This window comes from Pseudorhizobium halotolerans (assembly GCF_902153235.2).
GTDB lineage: Bacteria > Pseudomonadota > Alphaproteobacteria > Rhizobiales > Rhizobiaceae > Neorhizobium > Neorhizobium flavum.
This window is the reverse complement of record NZ_CABFWE030000014.1, coordinates 1-17,387: the sequence shown is the minus strand read 5'-3', so window position 1 is coordinate 17,387 and position 17,387 is coordinate 1. Positions and strand designations below refer to the sequence as shown.

Genomic DNA, 17,387 nt, shown 5'->3' with positions numbered 1-17,387 from the left:
GTGCTGGCCGAGTTCCTGCCGATTGAACCCACCGAGACGTACGCGACCGTGCGCAAGCGGACCATCAGGATCGGCGAACGACTCGACGACCAGATTACCCGGGAAACATGGAAGGCGAGAGCTCAAGCGGATGATCGTAGCCAGCTTGAGCTGCAGCTCCCGGGCGATCGCCGCAAGGAATTCGTCATCAGCATCGATACCGCTTATGTACGCAGCGCGGACCCAAATGCAGCGCGAAGCTTCGAGCTCGTCGTTGCCCGATGCGACCGCGGAGGACGAGGCGAACCAGGTGGTCGCTACTTCGTCACCGGTAGCACCGCCCAACACGCAATTCGCGACCGCGCCCTCCAGGCGCTTGAAGGAGTCGGATATCGCGGCTATGGCGATGTGACGGTGATTTCGGACGGCGCAGAAGTTCTCAAGCGGGTGCCCCGCGCCATGCCGAAGCCGACAACCCACATCATCGACTGGTTCCACATCGCCATGAAGATCCAGCCCATGCAGCAGATTGCCAATCACATCGCGCGATCGCGGCCCAGCCCCGTAGAAGGGCTTCCAACCATCGACAGAGATATCAGAGCAGTGAAATGGCGCTTGTGGCACGGCCGCGTGGATCATGCGATCGGGGACCTGGAGCGGCTCTTGACGAACCTGCAGGGATCAACGCAGATAAACGAGTTCTCGATAGCACGGCTGCACAGCCTCGGCTTGCAACTCCTGACCTATATCCGCTCGAACCGTGGTGCGATTGTCGACTATGGAAAGCGCCACAGAGCTGGGCTCCGTGTTGCTACGACCCTCGCTGAGTCGGCCGTAAATTCTCTCGTCGGGAAGCGGATGGTGAAAAAGCAGCAGATGCGGTGGTCGCTCCACGGTGCGAATATGCTCATGCAGGTTCGAACTGCGGAGGCAAATGGCGAACTCCGTACTCGATTGCGGGAATCTTTCCTACAGCCTGAAGTAAATGTACCACCGCTATTCAAACCACCAACGCCCCTACTGCACGCCGCCTAGCCCCAGAAAAATTACCGGTCTCGTTAATCTGAAAATCTTCTCAGGGCAGATTCTCAAGTTAACTGCCAAAACGGGTTAATGCGACTGCATTCTCACGGTTAAGTGCCATCCGACAGCAGCGCAGGCCCATGTGAAGCATCAGCCGATACAGAATGCTGATCGGATTGATTCCCTCCTGGAACGGCTGTCTCAGGCTGAAGCTCGCAGCACCGCACCGGAAGAGAAAGACCGTCAGAACGGGAATGCAGATTGAGCAGCTTGCAGGCCGCATATCGCTTCCCCATATGGAATCTTAATTGACACAGCGGGTCCTCCCAGCCGCCGCGTCGATCGTTCCCCTCTGGAGGCTTAGACCTTCACACCTCAAGGGCCGCGGCTTCCGCTGGCCCTTTTTTTTTCTTTGGCGACAGATAAATCAGCCGCAGGTGGCCCGCGTGACCAGGCCCGTCGCGGGATCAGTCTCGATCGTCACCCGATCCTCTCTGAAGTCCTGGGTCACCATGTCGCCGGGTTGGATCTGGCGAACGGTCTTCGCGCCGGTCAGCTGCATGGCTTCTCCGTCGGCCGGCTCGGGCTTGCCCACGAGAGCTTGAGCGGCTTCAGCGTTGCATGGTGCTGCTGCCGTGGAGGTGGTGCTTCCGTCTGCGCTGCAGGCGGATAAGGCCAAAGCTACGCCGGCGACGATCAATGGCGCGGAATAGGGCAGTGACTTCATTGGGGCTCTCCTTGCTATCAAGTCCTACAAGGAGTTCAGAATTGGCTTTTTCGTGTCACTGCCGTCATAGCGAGATGAATTCACCTCGCGGCCGACACGGTAAAACTCAAGCTGGCTGTCGATCTGGTTTTCAAGAAGGAAGGCTTTCGCGTCAGCACCCTGAACAGAGGCATCCAACCAGGTCTCATAGGCAGACGGATCCAGCATGATGGGCATTCGCGTATGAATGTGAGCGATGTGGTCGACGGCCGGTGCAGTGATGATCGTGCAGCTGGTGACGCCTAGCTTGTCGTTATGCGCCCATAGTCCCGCGAAGGAGAAAGGCTTTCCCTCGGGGAGCTGCAACAGCCATGGGTCTTTCTTTCCGTCGTCTTCGCTTGTGGTCCATTCGAAATAACCGTCAGCCGGAATGAGGCAGCGCTTCGACTTGAAGGGCTCTCGGAATGCTCCTGAAGTGTCCACGGTCTCGATCCTTGCATTGAACATCGCGGCCTTCGGCAATTCCTTGGCGAAGAACGGCACGAGCCACCAGCGCCCGTAGTCGATTTCGAGCTCGCCAGCTTTGTCCTTGTCGGCAAAATAGACGCTCTGTGTCGGCGCGATGTTGTATCGCGCCGGCATGTTCGACGGAGGAGGCGTGTTGTCGTGAATGTTGTAGAGGGCGTGGATCTCGGCCCATGTCATCGTGTTGGTAAACCGTCCGCACATTCAGAAATTCCTTCAATGCCATAACAAATGCGCCAACTGCGACCTCAGCAAGCCAGCTACCTTCCGATTAGGCTGCACTACGGCCAGATCCCCGGAATTTACGCTAGACGTAAATCATCCTTTTTCATAGAAGCGCCCAAAGGCTTCCGCTTCACGCAAAAAACAAGCGATGGCACGAAAGGGACATTCTTTATGAATGGCAAGGACATTGTCTCCTCCGCAGTTCATCCTGGCGAGATACTCGCAGAGGAATTGCGGTCACTCGGCGTTTCCCCGACCGAACTCTCTCGCCAGATCAAAGTCCCGCCCAATCGCGTGACCCAAATTGTAAAAGGGCAGAGAAACATCAGTGGAGATACTGCCCTTCGCTTCGGTCATTGGTTTGGCACAAGCGCACAGTTTTGGCTCAACCTCCAAAGTGCTTACGACCTCCACAGGGCTGAGAAAAGCGCGGGTATAGAAATTGCCAAACTACCCACCAGGCCAAGTTCTGCTTCCGTGGTTGGAAGTATTCAATCCAAGCAAGATCATCTCAAACTTAAACTGGCTGATGCCTGCCTTCCGGCAGATCTCGGCCACCGGCAAGCCATCGTCGCCCTGCTTCAAAATGAACGCCTTCTGGGCGTCCGAAAACTTCGATGCCTTCATGTTTCCACTCCTTTTCCCAGCCGGGAAAATACCGCGGAAAACTCCAGTTATGAACGGTCCAGTTTCTGGGGATCAGAGCACCAAAACCGCCGGAGCGAACTCAAAACTGGATAAAACGTGGGGGCAAGGTCACGATCAACGAATTGTAAGCGCATTGAAGGAGCGCTCATGAACCCGTTCTCCACGAGAAGTCAACGCGGAACCCGCTCCGTCGCTGGCCGCTTGACGATACTCGGAGTGCAACGCGAGCTTCGTGTCCAAAGTAAGTTCCCCTTGTAGCGCCACTCCATCTGCCCATCTTGGTTGAGCGCAAAGAGGGTGAGCCAGCCATTATCAAAGAGGGCGCGAACCTGGGGATGCCGGTCTAGAATATCAGTCATCGCCTCTGTCGGCGCCTCCACTGCAACCGTCAGCCTGAGCGGCTCGTGAACGAAGTTGGCGCCGTCATGAACCGACTGCCAGGGAAGCCCGGCCCGCATGTTGCCACCATTGCCCTCGACGACACCGATACCACCGACGATATTGTGTAGGAGCTTGTTCCCGGCACCAAAGAGCGACGGCGCGACGCAGGAGCCGAAATACTGCAGGCTGATCCAGCTCGCGACAACGACGGGAGCCGTCAGGATGAGTTCGAGGATCTTGAAGCCTTCGTCCTTCTTCCAGACATAGTCGTGCAGGAAGGCCTGACCTTCCAACGACCGCCCGGCAGTCCGCGAGCGCGGTGCTGCGATGAAGGCGCGGCAACCGGCAAGCCCGAGCTCCGGCCGGACTTCCGACCAGTCCCGGCTGCGCTCGATGACGCGGTCACCCGTCGCCCGCGGTAGACGCCGCGCCCGCTCGGCCCGCGTGAGACCACCCGCCTGGGCAAGCCACTGGCGGATGCGGACGATGTCTTCGGGCAGAATTTCGTTATCGACGTCGTCCTCGAACAGCGTCACCGTATCGGTGGTGGTATCATGCAGGCCACCGAGGAAGACGGTGTCGGCCGGGATGGCAATCCTGTTCACCGCCAGCTTTTCTCGCACGGCGCGATCGTTCAGCAGATCGGCCAGAAGACGCGCGTTGACGTCGCCCGCATAGCCGCCGCAGGCGCCGCAGTGAAGCGCACTGGCATAGGGGTTGTTGACCACATTCGCCCCATGGCCGGCGATCAGCACGAAGCGGCCGAACCCTTCCGTCAGCGACATCGCCTTCAGAACCGTTTCCGCAATCACCGCGCGGGTGTCGAGACCGAGGCTCGGCGCGAAGCGTGGCTTGGCAGCATCCGGTCCCTTGCCCTTGCCGAAACCCAGACCGTCGCGCATCAGCTTGCCGGCGTAAACGGGGCCCATCGCCTCGACGAAGGCGAAGGAGGAGACGGCGGCCAGCTTGAAACGGCCCCAGGCGCGGGTGGCGCGGGCGCTGAACCGCGCCTGCTGATCGGCATCCTCATCGTGATCCACGGCGCTGCAGCTGAAGACAGAGGGCTTCAGGAGAACCGGCAGGCGATGTTCGGCAACATCGGATGCAAAACCCTTGTGGCTGGCGCCGAGACCGAAGAAGCCGGCAAAACCGAGCGTGCGAACGGCCGGATCGACGCTTTCGAGCGCACGCCGGAAGACTTCGGAGCGTACATCGATGCAGAAGGCCGCCTGCAACACGGGCCGCAACTCGGCGACCTTGACCGTCGAGGGTGCCGCAAGCGTTGCAGCGAGCTTGCGTTGTGTTGCCCGCTCCGCCGCCATCTGGAGCAGCCCATTGACGATGGTCTCGAAATCAGGGCTGACCGGCTCGGCATGGCTCCGCCGGACCTGCTGCCACTCGCTTTCGATAGCCGTCTTGTGCTGGGCGTAAAGAGCCTCTTCGAAGACCAGCCGGATCGCGAGCAGCTCGAGCGCCGTCGTGTCCGTACGGCCTTCGACCTCCGCCTTGAACTGGATGTGACGCGCATACTGGGCCCAGCCGCCGACGGTGAGCAGAAGCTGATGGAAATAGGTACCGGGTTCGGCGCCGAGACCAAGCGAAACGGCTGCGCGCTCGATCGCCCCGTGCGGGGTCTCCGGCGTTTCGTCGACATGAATGCTGAAGCCCTTTAGCTCCAAGATTTCCGGTGTCAGGTCGTGGGTGGCAAAGGCGCGCCAGGCGGCATAGAGCCCGTTGCGCCGGGATGCGGCCCAGAGTGCCTGTCCCTGATCGAAGAACCCGGCCGCGAAGCTGCCGATCCGCTCGGAGACCAGCCCCGGCCAGTCCTTGCCCGTGGCCCATGCGACAAGCTCCGCAATGGTCGGGAGCGCGGCAACCGCCTGCGGCTCTTCGGCAAGGGCAGCCTTCAGCGCCGGCAGATCGATCTGGTTGAACAGCGTGCTCGACTGGAGTGCTGCCACCAGATCCTCGTCCGTGATCTCGCCCTTGGCGAACAGGTCGGCATAGTGCTTGCGCGGCAGAGCCAGCCGGACGCCACCGATCCGGGCCAGCCGGGCTGCGGTATGATCCAGTGTCTCGCTGATCTGGCCGAGGAAGGGATTGACGGCAACGGTCGCCGTCAGCGGCCAGGCCGGCGGGATCGCCCGCACTGCCTGATCTGCCGCCCGGGCAAGCGCTTCGCCATGCAAGGTGTCGATAGTGGTCATCTCGGTCATCGGTTCACTCCTTCACGGAAGCAGGCGTTGCGGAGGTGGTGCGCGGAAGCGTCCAGCCACCCAACAGGCGATCGAAGAGGGCATTCACATAGAGGCCGTTGGCGAGATGGACGCGCAGGCCCGCCGCCGCCGGATGATAAGCCCAGAGCGGGAAGAGCGACTGAGCGACGGCGACCACGCCGAAGGTAATCACGGCCAGCAGCATCAGCGTCCACTCGAGTGGCCCGGGCTGTGGCGTCGCGGGCAGAGTGCCGAGCATCAGTTTGTCGGAGATACGCTGCAGGCCGAAGTAGGCCGTGGCCGCCGAGATCGAGTAAAGCGAGGTCCGCCATGTGAGCGCCCGGGGTGCGGCGTCGGCCAGACCTTGGGCGATGAGATAGGCGACACCGAAGATCAGGATCGCACCGAGCGCAAGTGCCTGCGGCGGCTTGTCGGCAAAGCCGAACAGCACTCCGATGACGGCGTAGATGGCCAGCGCCAGCAGGAAGGCGCGTCCCACCGCCTTGGCATTCGGGATTGCAACCGGACCGGGGCGCCGGATCGAGGCGACCGTCTCGATGGCCGAACCCGAAGCGAGGAAGGCATGCGCCTTGTAAAGCGAGTGGGCGACAATGTGCAGGAGCGCGATCGGGAAGAGCGCCAGGCCACACTGCAGGATCATGAAGCCCATCTGCGCGACCGTCGACCAGGCGAGCGAGGTCTTCACCGCCGACTGGGTGAGCATCACGAGACTGCCGAACAGCGCCGTGAAGCCGCCGACCATGACCAGCACCGCAAGCACCACCGGCGCCTGCAGCATGACATCGGCAAAGCGGATCAGCAGGAAACCGCCGGCATTGACGACACCCGCATGCAGGAGAGCCGAGACAGGGGTTGGCGTTTCCATGACTTCGGTGAGCCAACCATGGGTGGGGAACTGTGCCGACTTAAGGAGCGCCGCGACTGCAAAGAGGGCGGCTGCAAGGATGTTCAGCGGCGTGCTTCCGCCTTCGCGGGCGGCTGCGAGGATGGTCGAAATGTCGCCCGTGTTAAAGGAGATGGCAATAAGGATCACCGCGGCGACGAGGGTCACGTCACCCGTGCGCGAGACAATAAATTTCTTGCGTGCGGCCCGCTGCGAGGCAATCCGCTCCGGATAAAAAAGCAGCAGTTGGTGCAAGAACAGGCTGGTCGCGATCCAGCCTACGACGAGCTGTAGCAGCGTACCAGACTGAACGAGCAGAAGAACGCCGGCGAGTGTCGCCGTCATCCAGCCGGTAAAGGGTCCTTGCCGCGCTTCGCCGTCGAGGTAGGTGCCGGCATAACGCAAGACCGCCCAGCCGATGAACGAGACAAGCAGCAGCATTACCATGCTGACCAAGTCGAGCCGCGAGGCAAGCGCGACGTAGCGGTAGCCAATCGCAGGGCTCGTGCCTGCCCCATGAAAATAGAGAACGACACCAGAGAGAATAGCAACGATGATCGAACCGAGCGCAGCGAGTTCTGCAATCTGGATCGCACGGCGCGGGCGAAGACCCGGCGCCTGGAAAGCGTAGCAGGAGGCACCGGCGAGCAGGAGCGGTGCAAGTAGCGGCAGAGCATGGATCACGGGGCATCTCCGGACTGGGGCGCTGCTGTGTGGAGGCAGCGGCGATCTGACGAAGCAAGTACCAGTGAGGCGACCTCGATAAAAATTCATTGTTTCTGTGGATTCGTTCTATAAAATAGATGGATGTCAGAATTGAATTATCATCATCTCCGTTACTTCCGCGCCGTTGCCCATGACGGCAACCTGACGCGCGCGGCTGGGCGGCTGAACCTGTCGCAATCGGCGCTCTCCATCCAGATCAAGCAGCTTGAAGAGCGTCTGGGCCACGCCCTCTTTGAGCGTCGCGGCCGGCAACTTTACTTGACCGAGGCCGGTCGGATCGCGCTTGATCACGCCGACACCATCTTCTCCACCGGCGAGGAGCTGGTCGAGACGCTAAAGGAAGCTGGTAAAGCACGCCGCGCCATTCGGATCGGCGCGCTCGCCACACTGTCACGTAACTTCCAGATGGAGTTCCTGCGTCCGATCCTCGGCCGCTCCGATGTTGACATGATCCTGCGCTCGGGCAGTACAGCCGAGCTTCTAGGCGCCCTGGAAGCGCTCAATCTCGACATCGTGCTTTTGAACCAGGCGCCGACGAACGATTCCGTTACGCCCTTCATTGCCCAACATGTCTACCAGCAGCGGGTGAGTCTTATCGGTAAGCCGTCCTATGGCAGACCGGGCGCCAAACTCTCGGACCTTCTCACCGAGTACCCTGTGATCCTGCCGACGCTCGAAAGCGGTGTGCGCTCGCAGTTCGAGGCCCTCGTCGCGCGTCTTGACATCACGCTGCAGATCGCCGCCGAAGTCGACGATATGGCGATGATGCGTTTGCTGGCGCGCGAAGGTGCAGGCCTTGCCGTTCTGCCGCCGATCGTCGTCAAGGGTGAGCTCGAAGTGGGCACGCTGGTGGAATTCGACGCGCTGCCCGGCATGATGGAGTCTTTCTACGCTATTACCGTGAAGCGCCGCTTTCCGAATGTCCTCACACGGCCGTTGCTTGAAGCTACTCTGGCTCGCTAAATTGCAATGTCGAAGCCGGTTTGCACGAAAGACGGTCTCGAAGCCGTCTGACGAAAATAGATGTGACGAACCAGAGCCTCAACTGATGCGCCAACCTGTCCGGATATTCACACAATGAAACCAAAGACCTACAAGGGCGGCTGTCTTTGCGGATCGATCCGCTTTTGCGCCATCGGCCCAGCCGCAAAGCCCCATACCTGCTCCTGCAGAATGTGTCGGCAACATACCGGCTCCTTGACGGCATGCTGGGTGGAGTTTGAAAAGGGCTCCGTAACCTGGACAGGCCCAGGTGGGCCACCAACGCTGTTTCGATCGTCCGAATATTCCAACCGGGCCTTCTGTCCGGTATGCGGAAGCTCGATTGGCGCCGTCGATGACGCCCTCGTGATCGCTGTTTTGCTGGGCGCCTTCGATAAGCCAGGCGCTGAAGAATTGGCTCCGGTTTCGCACTCCTATCGTGGCAAACGACCCAAGTGGTGGCATGTTTCAGTATCGCAGATCCAGAAGGTACACGAGCCGAGCGAATAAACTGAGAGTATAAGAATTACCGCCGGCGGCTCTGACTCTGAGATCAGGTGCTTGTGCAAAGTTCTGCCTCTTGCGAAAATGCGAAAGGGCCAAACGGTCGGTGGCCACTACGGAGCGCAATTGTGAACCCTTCACACGTGCGTTAATCATTGGTGACAGTCATCTAGGAGAGTGGATGCGTAGAGCGGTATGGGTTGGTTCAGGATTGCTGCTTACCGCCGCCCTGACCTTTTTTATTGGATCTTTGTGGCGCCAAGGGTCTACATCGACAAGTGCCGGACGATTAGTGGCGGTTGACAATCAGGCGCATCTGTCACCAGAACAAAGCCGTATCCAAGTCTTTGCAAGCGCAAGTCAAAAAGTTGTCTTCATCACGACATCGCGACGAGATCGCGATCCCTGGTCGCTCAATCCGCTTAATGTTCCTAACGGAACGGGGTCTGGGTTTGTCTGGGATGAAGAGGGGCACATCGTTACCAACTATCACGTTATCGAAGAGGCTACAGACGCGATCGTAACGTTAAGTGACGGCCAAGGCTTTAAAGCGCGACTGGTTGGAGCCGCACCGGAGCTCGACCTGGCAGTCTTAAAGGTATCCGCCGGGAGGAAATTTCCTTCGCCGATTCCGGTCGGAAGGAGCGATGACCTCAAGGTGGGGCAGGACGTACTTGCAATCGGCAATCCTTTCGGCTTGGACCGTACGCTTACGACAGGTATCGTCTCAGCGCTGAATCGCGAGCTGCCCACCAAAGATGGGCAGACCTTGAAAGGCCTCATTCAAACTGACGCTGCAATCAACCCCGGAAATTCCGGAGGGCCGCTGCTGGATTCGCAGGGAAGGCTTGTTGGCGTGAACACAGCAATCTACAGCCCGTCAGGTGCATCCGCTGGCATCGGTTTTGCCGTCCCGGTCGCTATCGTCAGCTCAGTTGTGCCAAGCATAATTGCTGGAACACCGCGAAACCTCGATTTTGGAATTCACAGCGACGACTCGGTTAGCCAAGCCATCCTTCAGCAGCTCGACCTCGAAGGCGTCTTAGTCTTGGAGGTCACCCCAGGCTCGTCAGCAGAGAGGATTGGAATACGGCCGACGCGGCGATCAGAAACGGGAAGTTTGATACTTGGCGACGTTATCGTGGCCGTTGGCAACCGTGCCGTCCGATCATATGAGGAAATGCAAACCGCGCTGGGCAATCTTGCCACGGCGGACACTACTCTTCTTGTTGTTCGGGAGGGACGAAGACAGCAAATCACTGTCTCCAAAGGCCTATCGCGGTCGCCGCCGCGGTAGGTTAATGAAGGAGAAACGAAACGATGTGATGAGCCATAATGAACATCAAACCTATTGTGGTGATACCGACGAGAAAGCCGAGAATGGCCAGAAGGCCATCGCGTTCAATCAAAGAGACGGCAAGGATCAAGATTGAAATAACCGGAAGAATGTTGCCGAGAGGGATGGGCAATACGATCAGGATCGCGAGGAAGAAAATAAGTACGCCCATGACAGAGCGCGCGACTTTCCCCGTAAGCAGTTTCAACCGCCCCTTGCAGGCAATCCCCTCAAGGCAGGTAAGCGTCCAACCAGATGTCTTTACGATAATGCGCAACAGTCCTGGAGGAGTTTCGTAGCGCTCTAAAACGGCAGGCAACCACAAGCGCGTACGGCCAAGCATCAGTTGGAGAGCAATGAGCGAAAGCACAGTCCCAAACACAATCCCAAACGGGCCGGGCACCGGAGCGATTGCGGGAAGTGCAGCCATTATCAGGACGAAGCCGGTAGATGCCGGGCCAAACGACCGGAGAAGTGCTCCGATCGTTTGTTTTGCACCTGCAGGTGGGTCAAGCATGCTGACAAGGTTTTCAGATGCACCACCGCCTGACCGAGGCCGAAAGGTTGCCGTCAATGCAGCGCCACTGTGCTTAAGCATCGCCCTCGGACGCCTTCAACACGTCGATCAAGGCGCTGCATTCGGAAGCGCTCGCATCGAGAAGATCAACCGGAGACGTTGCCCCGACGAGGACGGTGACCGTAGTCCCGACTGCCCAACCCCAGTCGTTTGATGCCCGCTCAAGCAACTTCGGGCCCTGGGACGCGATACAAGCTTGAGACTGCTGAACGATCTCAACGGGGGCGCGCGCTTGTTTGAGCTTTTCCTGCATTTCAGCCTGCATGGGATCGACGACGGTGATAGCAATCAGGTGGCTTACCAGATCGGATAGCATGGAGAGTTCCTTTTCGAGTTAACGGGGTTGTAGGTCGGCCGCGGTTAAGCGGCCTTTCCTGTCTCGCGGGTTTTGATAAGGCTCCACGCCACACCGGAGGCAATGATCGCGAAGGTGATGCCGAGCGAGAACGCCGCCGGGAATTTTTCAAGGCCAAGGAGATCGGCCACAAAAATCTTCGAGCCAATAAAGACTAGAACGAGCGCCAGCGCGGGTTTCAGGTACTTGAAGCGGTGGATCATCGCAGCAAGCGCAAAGTAGAGGGCGCGCAGACCGAGGATGGCAAAAATGTTCGAGGTGTAGACGATGAACGGATCGGTCGTGATCGCGAAAATTGCAGGTACAGAGTCCACTGCAAAGATCACGTCTGCGACTTCCACCATCACCAGCGCCATGAAAAGTGGCGTAATGAACCAGGTGAGTTTGCCCGTGGCCGGATTGACCTGCTTGACAAAAAACTTCTCGCCGTGATGACCATCGGTCACATTGAACCGGTTTCGCATGAACCGAACAAGCACGTTGTTTGAGACATCCGGTTCGGCGTCTTTGACGAACAGCATCTTGATGCCAGTAACAATGAGAAACGCGGCGAAGATGTACAGCAGCCAGGAAAATTCAGCGACGAGCGTGGCGCCCACGCCAATCATGATCGCACGCAGAACAATGACGCCGAGAATACCCCAGAACAGGACACGGTGCTGATAGAGACGTGGAACAGCGAAGAACGAGAAGATCAGGGCGATGACAAACACGTTGTCAAGAGCAAGCGTCTTTTCAACGACGAAGCCGGTTAGATAGGCAAGGCCGGACTCGGAGCCCAGATACCACCACACCCAGGCTCCAAAGCTTAAGCCCAATGCAATGTAGAGCGCGGAAAGCTTGACGCTTTCCGCGACACCAATTTCCTTGTTTTCCTTATGCAACACGCCAAGGTCGAAAGACAAAATGGCGATGACCAGGCCAAGGAAGCCGAGCCACATCCACAGTGGTGTGCCAAGCCAGTCGGCAAACAGAAATGAAGTTTCCAAAGCAATTCCTCTATCGGCACGAATGTCGGAATGAGGTCCGACATCGCAAGAGAGCCGATGCTCTTGCCAGAGGGGCCCGGACCAGCGGGTCATTGATCTGAGATATTATGCCGAACTCAATAGTTCAAATTGTTTATTACAATGCTTCTCATAGTCTGCAACTATCGGGGAACGTAGCGGGTCATCGTTGACAAAATTTGTGATGACGGGCACATGTTAGTGATGCGCAACATCAATCAGTCTTCAAGGAGCATACCATTTCACAGGATGTGCCTTCCCAGTCGAAAGCTGGACTTGCCGAACGCGCAATAGAAACCGCCATCTATGGCAGCAGGTGGCTGCTAGTTCCTTTTCATATCGGACTGTTGCTTACAGTCATTGCCCTTCTGGCAAAATCCTTGCAGATGACAGCTTCGACGGTGAGTGATGTTTTTCACCTCAGCGTAAAGCAGGTGATCGTTTCAAGTCTCTCGCTCATAGAGTTGGTCCTTATCGCCAGCCTTTTGCTCATGGTGGTGTTCAGCAGCTATGAAGGGTTCGTGTCGCGACTGGATGGTCACGCAGAGCGCAAAGAGCGCCTTCAATGGGGCAGTCGCGTCGGCTTCACTATTTTGAAGCACCGACTCATGGCTTCAGTCGCTGCGATATGCGGGGTGTACCTGCTCGAGCGAATTGTCGAAGGCGGTAACCTCCAAGGCAGCGGTATCGCCTGGACCGCTGGAGCATTTGTCCTTTTCGTGACCGCAAGCGTCGCAATGGAAAGATTTTCTCGCGCAGACCATTAGCAATAGGTCTTTTTGCGCCTGCCGGTTAGAGCAATTTGAAATAGTCTTCAGGGGGAGCCATGGACCACACTGCCGAAAAACCCATTGTGCTAATTACTGGGGCGACGGGCAATCTTGGACGATCGATCGCAGCGATGATGTCCGCTGACTACCGGGTCGTCGGTCTGGACCGCAGTCCCGGTGATTCATCTTTCCCAAGCTTCCGCGTTGATCTTGCGTCAGAGGAATCGGTTCAGCTTGCGTTGAGGAACGTCAAAGAAAAGTATGGTTCGCGGATTGCGAGTGTCATCCACTTGGTCGCCTATTTCGATTTTTCAGGCGAGGACCACCCGCTCTACACGGATGTCAATGTCGAGGGAACGCGGCACTTTCTTAAGGCTTTGCAGTCGTTTGAGGTCGAACAGTTCGTGTATGCGAGTACGATGTTGGTTCACAAACCCTGTCGCCCAGGGGAACGCATCGACGAAACTCAATCGATCGAGCCGAAATGGGCCTACCCTGCATCCAAGGCCCGGGCTGAAGAGGTCGTTCGAAGCGAGCATGGGCACATTCCCTACGTGATCCTGCGCATTGCCGGTGTTTACGACGACCGATGGCTCGTTCCCACGCTCGCGCACCAAATCGCACGCGTCTATGAGCGCGATTTTCAAAGCTACTTCTACGCGGGCAGCACGCTCGTCGGGCAATCCATGGTCCACCGGGACGATTTGCTCGACTCGATCAGAGAAACCGTAAAGCGTCGTGCCCGTTTACCGGTAGACAGTGAACTGCTCATCGGAGAAGCCGATGCGCTTGGATATGATGCTCTTCAGGATGAACTAGGCCTCATCATTCACGGCGTTGAAGACTGGCCGACTATCGAGATCCCAAAGTCGATCGCTGCGTTCGGAACATGGGCGCAGGGTAAACTCGAGCCAGCAATCCCTGACATTATTGATGAGGGAGTCGCGCCCTTTATCAGGCCGTTTATGGTCGAACTCGCAGACGACCACTTCGCTCTCGATACGCGACGCGCGCGCGAACTTCTGAATTGGGAACCTAAACACAGGCTTCGTGACGAACTTCATCAGATCGTCGCCACTTTGAAGCGCGATCCGGCAACCTGGTACAGGGACAATGGGCTACCAATACCGGCATGGGTTCGGGACGCAACGCTGGCTGGAGAGAATGCCGACGATCTACGCACTCGCCATGTGGCGCAGTTTCAGGAGGAACATAGCCGCAATCGCTGGGCACATTTCACGAACATCGGTTTGGGCAGCTGGCTCGTCACACAACCAATTCTAATCAATGTCACCGAACCATCTCTACGTCAGGCAGAATTTGTCCTTGGTGCGACATTGATGCTCTTCGCAACGCTTGCACTATCGGTGCGGATACAGTGGGCGCGGTGGGTATGCGCCGCCATTGGCACCCTTGTCATGGCCGTCCCTTTTCTCTTCTGGACAACGAACTCTGCGGCATATCTGTCGGACACACTTGTCGGCGCTCTGATCTTCGGACTTGCGGTGTGTCTTAAGCCGGAACCTGGACCATCCGCGGCTGCGGCCATGACAGGTCCAATCATTCCACCTGGATGGACTTATAACCCGTCCGCTTGGACACAGCGTTTGCCGATTATCCTCATGGCCATCACCGGGGTCTATATTTCGCGGTATCTCGCAGCCTACCAGCTCGGCCACATACCCTCGGTCTGGGAACCGTTTTTCCAGGGCTCTGCCACCGATCCCCGCAACGGCACAGAGGAAATCATCATGTCCTCGGTGGCTAAGGCATGGCCGGTTTCTGACGCAGCGGTCGGCGGTTACACTTACCTGCTCGAGATTCTTACCGGTGTGATCGGCTCTAGGACCAGGTGGCGCACGATGCCGTGGCTTGTCATCCTGTTCGGGCTGATGATCGCGCCGCTCGGCGTGACATCGATCTTCTTCATCATCATCCAACCCATTGTCATCGGGACCTGGAGTACGATCGCCCTGTTCGGGGCGATGATGATCCTAATCCAAATCCCGTATTCGCTGGACGAACTAATTGCCACGCTGCAATTCCTTCGCCGCCGGAGACAGGCAGGACAAAATTGGCTTCGCGTTCTCTTCGTGGGCGACACAGATGTTAGGACAGACAGTTCTGCCTTTCATCAGGACGAGAAAGATGAGTTCGACGCGCCAGCCGCTACGATCTTGAAAAATACCTTCGGCGGCGGGGTCAACCTTCCGTGGAACCTAGCTCTCGCTGCCATCATCGGCTTGGCGCTGATGTGCTCACGCTTATTCATAACAGAAGAAGCGATCTTCAACGCTCACCACGTCATAGGGTCGCTTGTGCTGGCGTCGGTATCAATCGCTGCGGCGGAGGTTGCCCGCAAGTTTCGGTATGTCGTCGGGCTTCTAGGCGCTGCACTTTGCACCGTGCCGTTTTACTACCCTGCAGAAACGGTATCGGTGGCGTTCAGCGTTGTCGCCGGTCTGGCTCTCATTCTGCTTTCAATCCGACGCGGCACGGTTCGTGAGACTTACGGGACCTGGGTCAGCATGACCAAGTAAAGAAAGCGGTGTCGTAAGGACACCGCTTTCAGACAACCTGATTACTTGTAACGGAAGCGCTGGGCCTTGATCCAGATCCAATCTTCCTGACCAATGGTTTCCCCCACTTCCCACACGACCATATGGTCGTTGTCCGGAAGGGTTGCGATCGCCGGGAATGCAGAGTGGGCGTGCGTCCGGTGCAGTACGGTATCGCTGCGGGTTATCCCACGGGCAGTGTCGAAGGCGATGATGCGAATAGTCTTCAGCTCACCCACGGTTTCGGCCGTCGCCAAGAGAAGGAGGTTGCCACCCGATCTGGCAAGCGACATTTGCGCGCGCACGTCGCACGCCTCTGCCACCACAATAGGCTCACCGAAGACACCATCAGCATCAACAATGGACGCCATCAAACTTCCAATGTTCTTGTGGCCGGTGGACTCGATCCAGATTGCGATAAGAGATCCGTTGGCTAGGTCCGCAAGACCCAGAGGTCCCGTAGCCGAGGCATCTGCCGAAAGCAGAATGTCCGTCTCAACAAGATGACCTTTCTCACTGTGTCTAACAAACAATCTGGTAGAGCCGCGCGGAGATCCGTGGGTATGCGCAAGTTCCTTGTAGAGGACTGCAAAGCCTTCGTCGGGTAGCGCGCAAATCTTTGCTCGCACCGGGGCCGCACGCGAGCATACCGTTATCTCATCGCCGACACGGTCGGCGTGCTCGTCAAAGGATTGAGCGCGTACAAAAAGATTGCCGCGGCTTTCACACAGCCAAGTCGCAACAAACCCGCCGTTCGAATGCGGCGCCAGCGTGACCTTGGACTGCCGTCCCTCAGTTGTGCTGTTCACAAGGAACTCTGCGCCAATCTTAATCCCATGGGGATCAAACACCTGAGCCTTGATTGCGCCAGAGCAAGGGTCGCCCCCTCGTCCACTGAAATCCTGCCAGGCAATAATCACTTTGCCATCTGTGAGAACTGCCAGCGATGGGTCGCGTTGATGATCAATCGTTTCCGTGTTAACCTTGGCGGCCTCGCCGAGGTCACTGGCATCAGAAGCAAGCTTCTTTGCACGGATGTCTGGACCACCGATTTCGCATTGCGGCAAAACATCATCTGTCCACGCGACAATGAAGGTACCGTTGTCGGCGACAACTTGTGGGTGACGCTGAACGCCGCGGCTGTAGTGATCGACATAAGAGGGTAGGCCGACTTTAACGAGCTCGAGATCAAAGCTCTCCTTTACCCGTGCATCCGACGGCATATCATCACCTGCGGAGCCGGCATAGACGACTTCATTGTTATCATGGTTTTCCGTGTACATTTAAGTCTCCTTGAGTTGGGGTGACGGGCATCCTGCGAACGCGCTAAAGCGTTCAGCTAATGTCATCGAAGACTGAGGGTTCGCTTCATAACAGCCCAAAGCATTGCAATCGCACACACACCGGCTAGCCAAACAATGAGGATCGTCGGCGCAGCCGACTGCGCGAGGAAGTTACCGGTCCAACCCACCCAACCGCCACCCGCTGAAACATTGAGCAAGCGTTCGGCCAGCGCCACCTTGGCGCCAAATATTGCGATAGCAATGAGAGACCAGGCCAAAATCAGCGCGAGACCGCCACGGCGAAGTTTCCGCTCGAGTTTGTGCCGTCTTGAACTGACGTAGTCCATGTCGTCCTCTTTGGGTTTGACCTACCGAGATCCGATCGGCGCCTCGCCGGTGGTTGGTGGCTTCACGCAATCAAGATGCCAACACGCGGGCAATAGTTCAAATTCATTGTATAAATAACACTGATAGCTTTTTACTATTACTCTCATCTGATCTCGCTCTTGACCACGCCGCGCGGCAATCACCTGCTGGCTTTTTCAAGGCAGTTGGGTGATTGGCAGACGAGTTTGGACTTCGGAATTGTGCGCGCGAGAGAGACTAGGGTTTAGACTCAATCATAGCCAGAACGCGACGAGGGTGGCCAAGGCGACTGCGGAGAGGAAGTTTCTGGCAAGCTT

At 57.7% G+C, this 17,387-nt stretch carries 15 protein-coding genes and 2 pseudogenes; 7 read left to right on the top strand and 10 right to left on the bottom strand.

Annotation, left to right across the window (positions count from 1 at the left end; all coding sequences use genetic code 11):
- Positions 1-1,014 (top strand): ISKra4 family transposase (locus tag FN060_RS19935; protein WP_185929079.1); only part of this gene is annotated, 1,014 nt, incomplete at its 5' end.
- 415 nt (positions 1,015-1,429) lie between these two features.
- Here the strand turns inward: FN060_RS19935 and FN060_RS19930 are convergent.
- Together FN060_RS19930 and FN060_RS19925 are read right to left on the bottom strand one after the other, a co-directional pair.
- Entirely contained in the window at positions 1,430-1,729 is a 300-nt protein-coding gene (locus FN060_RS19930) for an I78 family peptidase inhibitor (protein ID WP_142589725.1), read from the bottom strand.
- A gap of 24 nt (positions 1,730-1,753) precedes the next feature.
- On the bottom strand, positions 1,754-2,437 hold the full coding sequence (locus tag FN060_RS19925; RefSeq protein WP_142589724.1) for an SOS response-associated peptidase: 684 nt from the start codon (positions 2,435-2,437) through the stop codon (positions 1,754-1,756).
- Between the two features lie 27 nt (positions 2,438-2,464).
- Between FN060_RS19925 and FN060_RS23475 the strand changes: the two are divergent.
- A pseudogene (locus tag FN060_RS23475) lies at positions 2,465-2,872 on the top strand (HigA family addiction module antitoxin); the annotation flags it as partial.
- A gap of 108 nt (positions 2,873-2,980) precedes the next feature.
- Here the strand turns inward: FN060_RS23475 and FN060_RS19915 are convergent.
- From FN060_RS19915 to FN060_RS19905, 3 genes and pseudogenes are all read right to left on the bottom strand, one after another.
- Positions 2,981-3,085 (bottom strand): annotated as a pseudogene (locus tag FN060_RS19915) (transposase); the annotation flags it as partial.
- A gap of 191 nt (positions 3,086-3,276) precedes the next feature.
- Positions 3,277-5,703 carry a YbcC family protein gene (locus tag FN060_RS19910; RefSeq protein WP_142589723.1) on the bottom strand — a complete coding sequence of 809 codons (2,427 nt, stop codon included), beginning with the start codon at positions 5,701-5,703 and terminating at the stop codon, positions 3,277-3,279.
- A gap of 4 nt (positions 5,704-5,707) precedes the next feature.
- Positions 5,708-7,291, bottom strand: a complete 1,584-nt coding sequence (locus FN060_RS19905; protein WP_142589722.1) for a proton-conducting transporter transmembrane domain-containing protein — start codon at positions 7,289-7,291, stop codon at positions 5,708-5,710.
- Positions 7,292-7,414: 123 nt separating this feature from the next.
- Here FN060_RS19905 and FN060_RS19900 point away from each other — a divergent pair, with 123 nt between their 5' ends.
- From FN060_RS19900 to FN060_RS19890, 3 genes are all read left to right on the top strand, one after another.
- Positions 7,415-8,296 (top strand): LysR family transcriptional regulator, encoded by an 882-nt coding sequence (locus tag FN060_RS19900; RefSeq protein WP_142589721.1) that lies wholly within the window; start codon positions 7,415-7,417, stop codon positions 8,294-8,296.
- A 114-nt stretch (positions 8,297-8,410) separates the two neighbouring features.
- Positions 8,411-8,824, top strand: coding sequence for a GFA family protein (locus FN060_RS19895; protein ID WP_142589720.1), 414 nt, complete (start codon positions 8,411-8,413; stop codon positions 8,822-8,824).
- A 175-nt stretch (positions 8,825-8,999) separates the two neighbouring features.
- Positions 9,000-10,115: a S1C family serine protease gene (locus tag FN060_RS19890; RefSeq protein WP_142589719.1), complete on the top strand. Its 1,116-nt coding sequence runs from the start codon at positions 9,000-9,002 to the stop codon at positions 10,113-10,115.
- A 1-nt stretch (position 10,116) separates the two neighbouring features.
- Here FN060_RS19890 and FN060_RS19885 read toward each other — a convergent pair whose 3' ends face one another.
- The 3 genes from FN060_RS19885 to FN060_RS19875 are packed head-to-tail and all read right to left on the bottom strand — an operon-like array spanning position 10,117 to position 12,075.
- On the bottom strand, positions 10,117-10,752 hold the full coding sequence (locus FN060_RS19885; RefSeq protein ID WP_142589718.1) for an exopolysaccharide biosynthesis protein: 636 nt from the start codon (positions 10,750-10,752) through the stop codon (positions 10,117-10,119).
- Positions 10,745-11,047: a hypothetical protein gene (locus FN060_RS19880; RefSeq protein WP_142589717.1), complete on the bottom strand. Its 303-nt coding sequence runs from the start codon at positions 11,045-11,047 to the stop codon at positions 10,745-10,747. Before FN060_RS19880 ends, FN060_RS19885 begins: the two co-directional genes overlap by 8 nt.
- A gap of 44 nt (positions 11,048-11,091) precedes the next feature.
- Positions 11,092-12,075: a TerC family protein gene (locus tag FN060_RS19875; RefSeq protein ID WP_142589716.1), complete on the bottom strand. Its 984-nt coding sequence runs from the start codon at positions 12,073-12,075 to the stop codon at positions 11,092-11,094.
- A gap of 269 nt (positions 12,076-12,344) precedes the next feature.
- Here FN060_RS19875 and FN060_RS19870 point away from each other — a divergent pair, with 269 nt between their 5' ends.
- Positions 12,345-12,860: a YqhA family protein gene (locus FN060_RS19870; protein WP_183950056.1), complete on the top strand. Its 516-nt coding sequence runs from the start codon at positions 12,345-12,347 to the stop codon at positions 12,858-12,860.
- A gap of 59 nt (positions 12,861-12,919) precedes the next feature.
- On the top strand, positions 12,920-15,403 hold the full coding sequence (locus tag FN060_RS19865) for an NAD-dependent epimerase/dehydratase family protein (protein ID WP_142589714.1): 2,484 nt from the start codon (positions 12,920-12,922) through the stop codon (positions 15,401-15,403).
- 41 nt (positions 15,404-15,444) lie between these two features.
- On the opposite strand, the gene FN060_RS19860 is transcribed toward FN060_RS19865, so the two are convergent.
- Complete coding sequence (locus tag FN060_RS19860) at positions 15,445-16,704, bottom strand: hypothetical protein (RefSeq protein WP_142589713.1); 1,260 nt, start codon at positions 16,702-16,704, stop codon at positions 15,445-15,447.
- Between the two features lie 62 nt (positions 16,705-16,766).
- Positions 16,767-17,051, bottom strand: coding sequence for a hypothetical protein (locus FN060_RS19855; RefSeq protein WP_142589712.1), 285 nt, complete (start codon positions 17,049-17,051; stop codon positions 16,767-16,769).
- Positions 17,052-17,387: the final 336 nt, after the last annotated feature.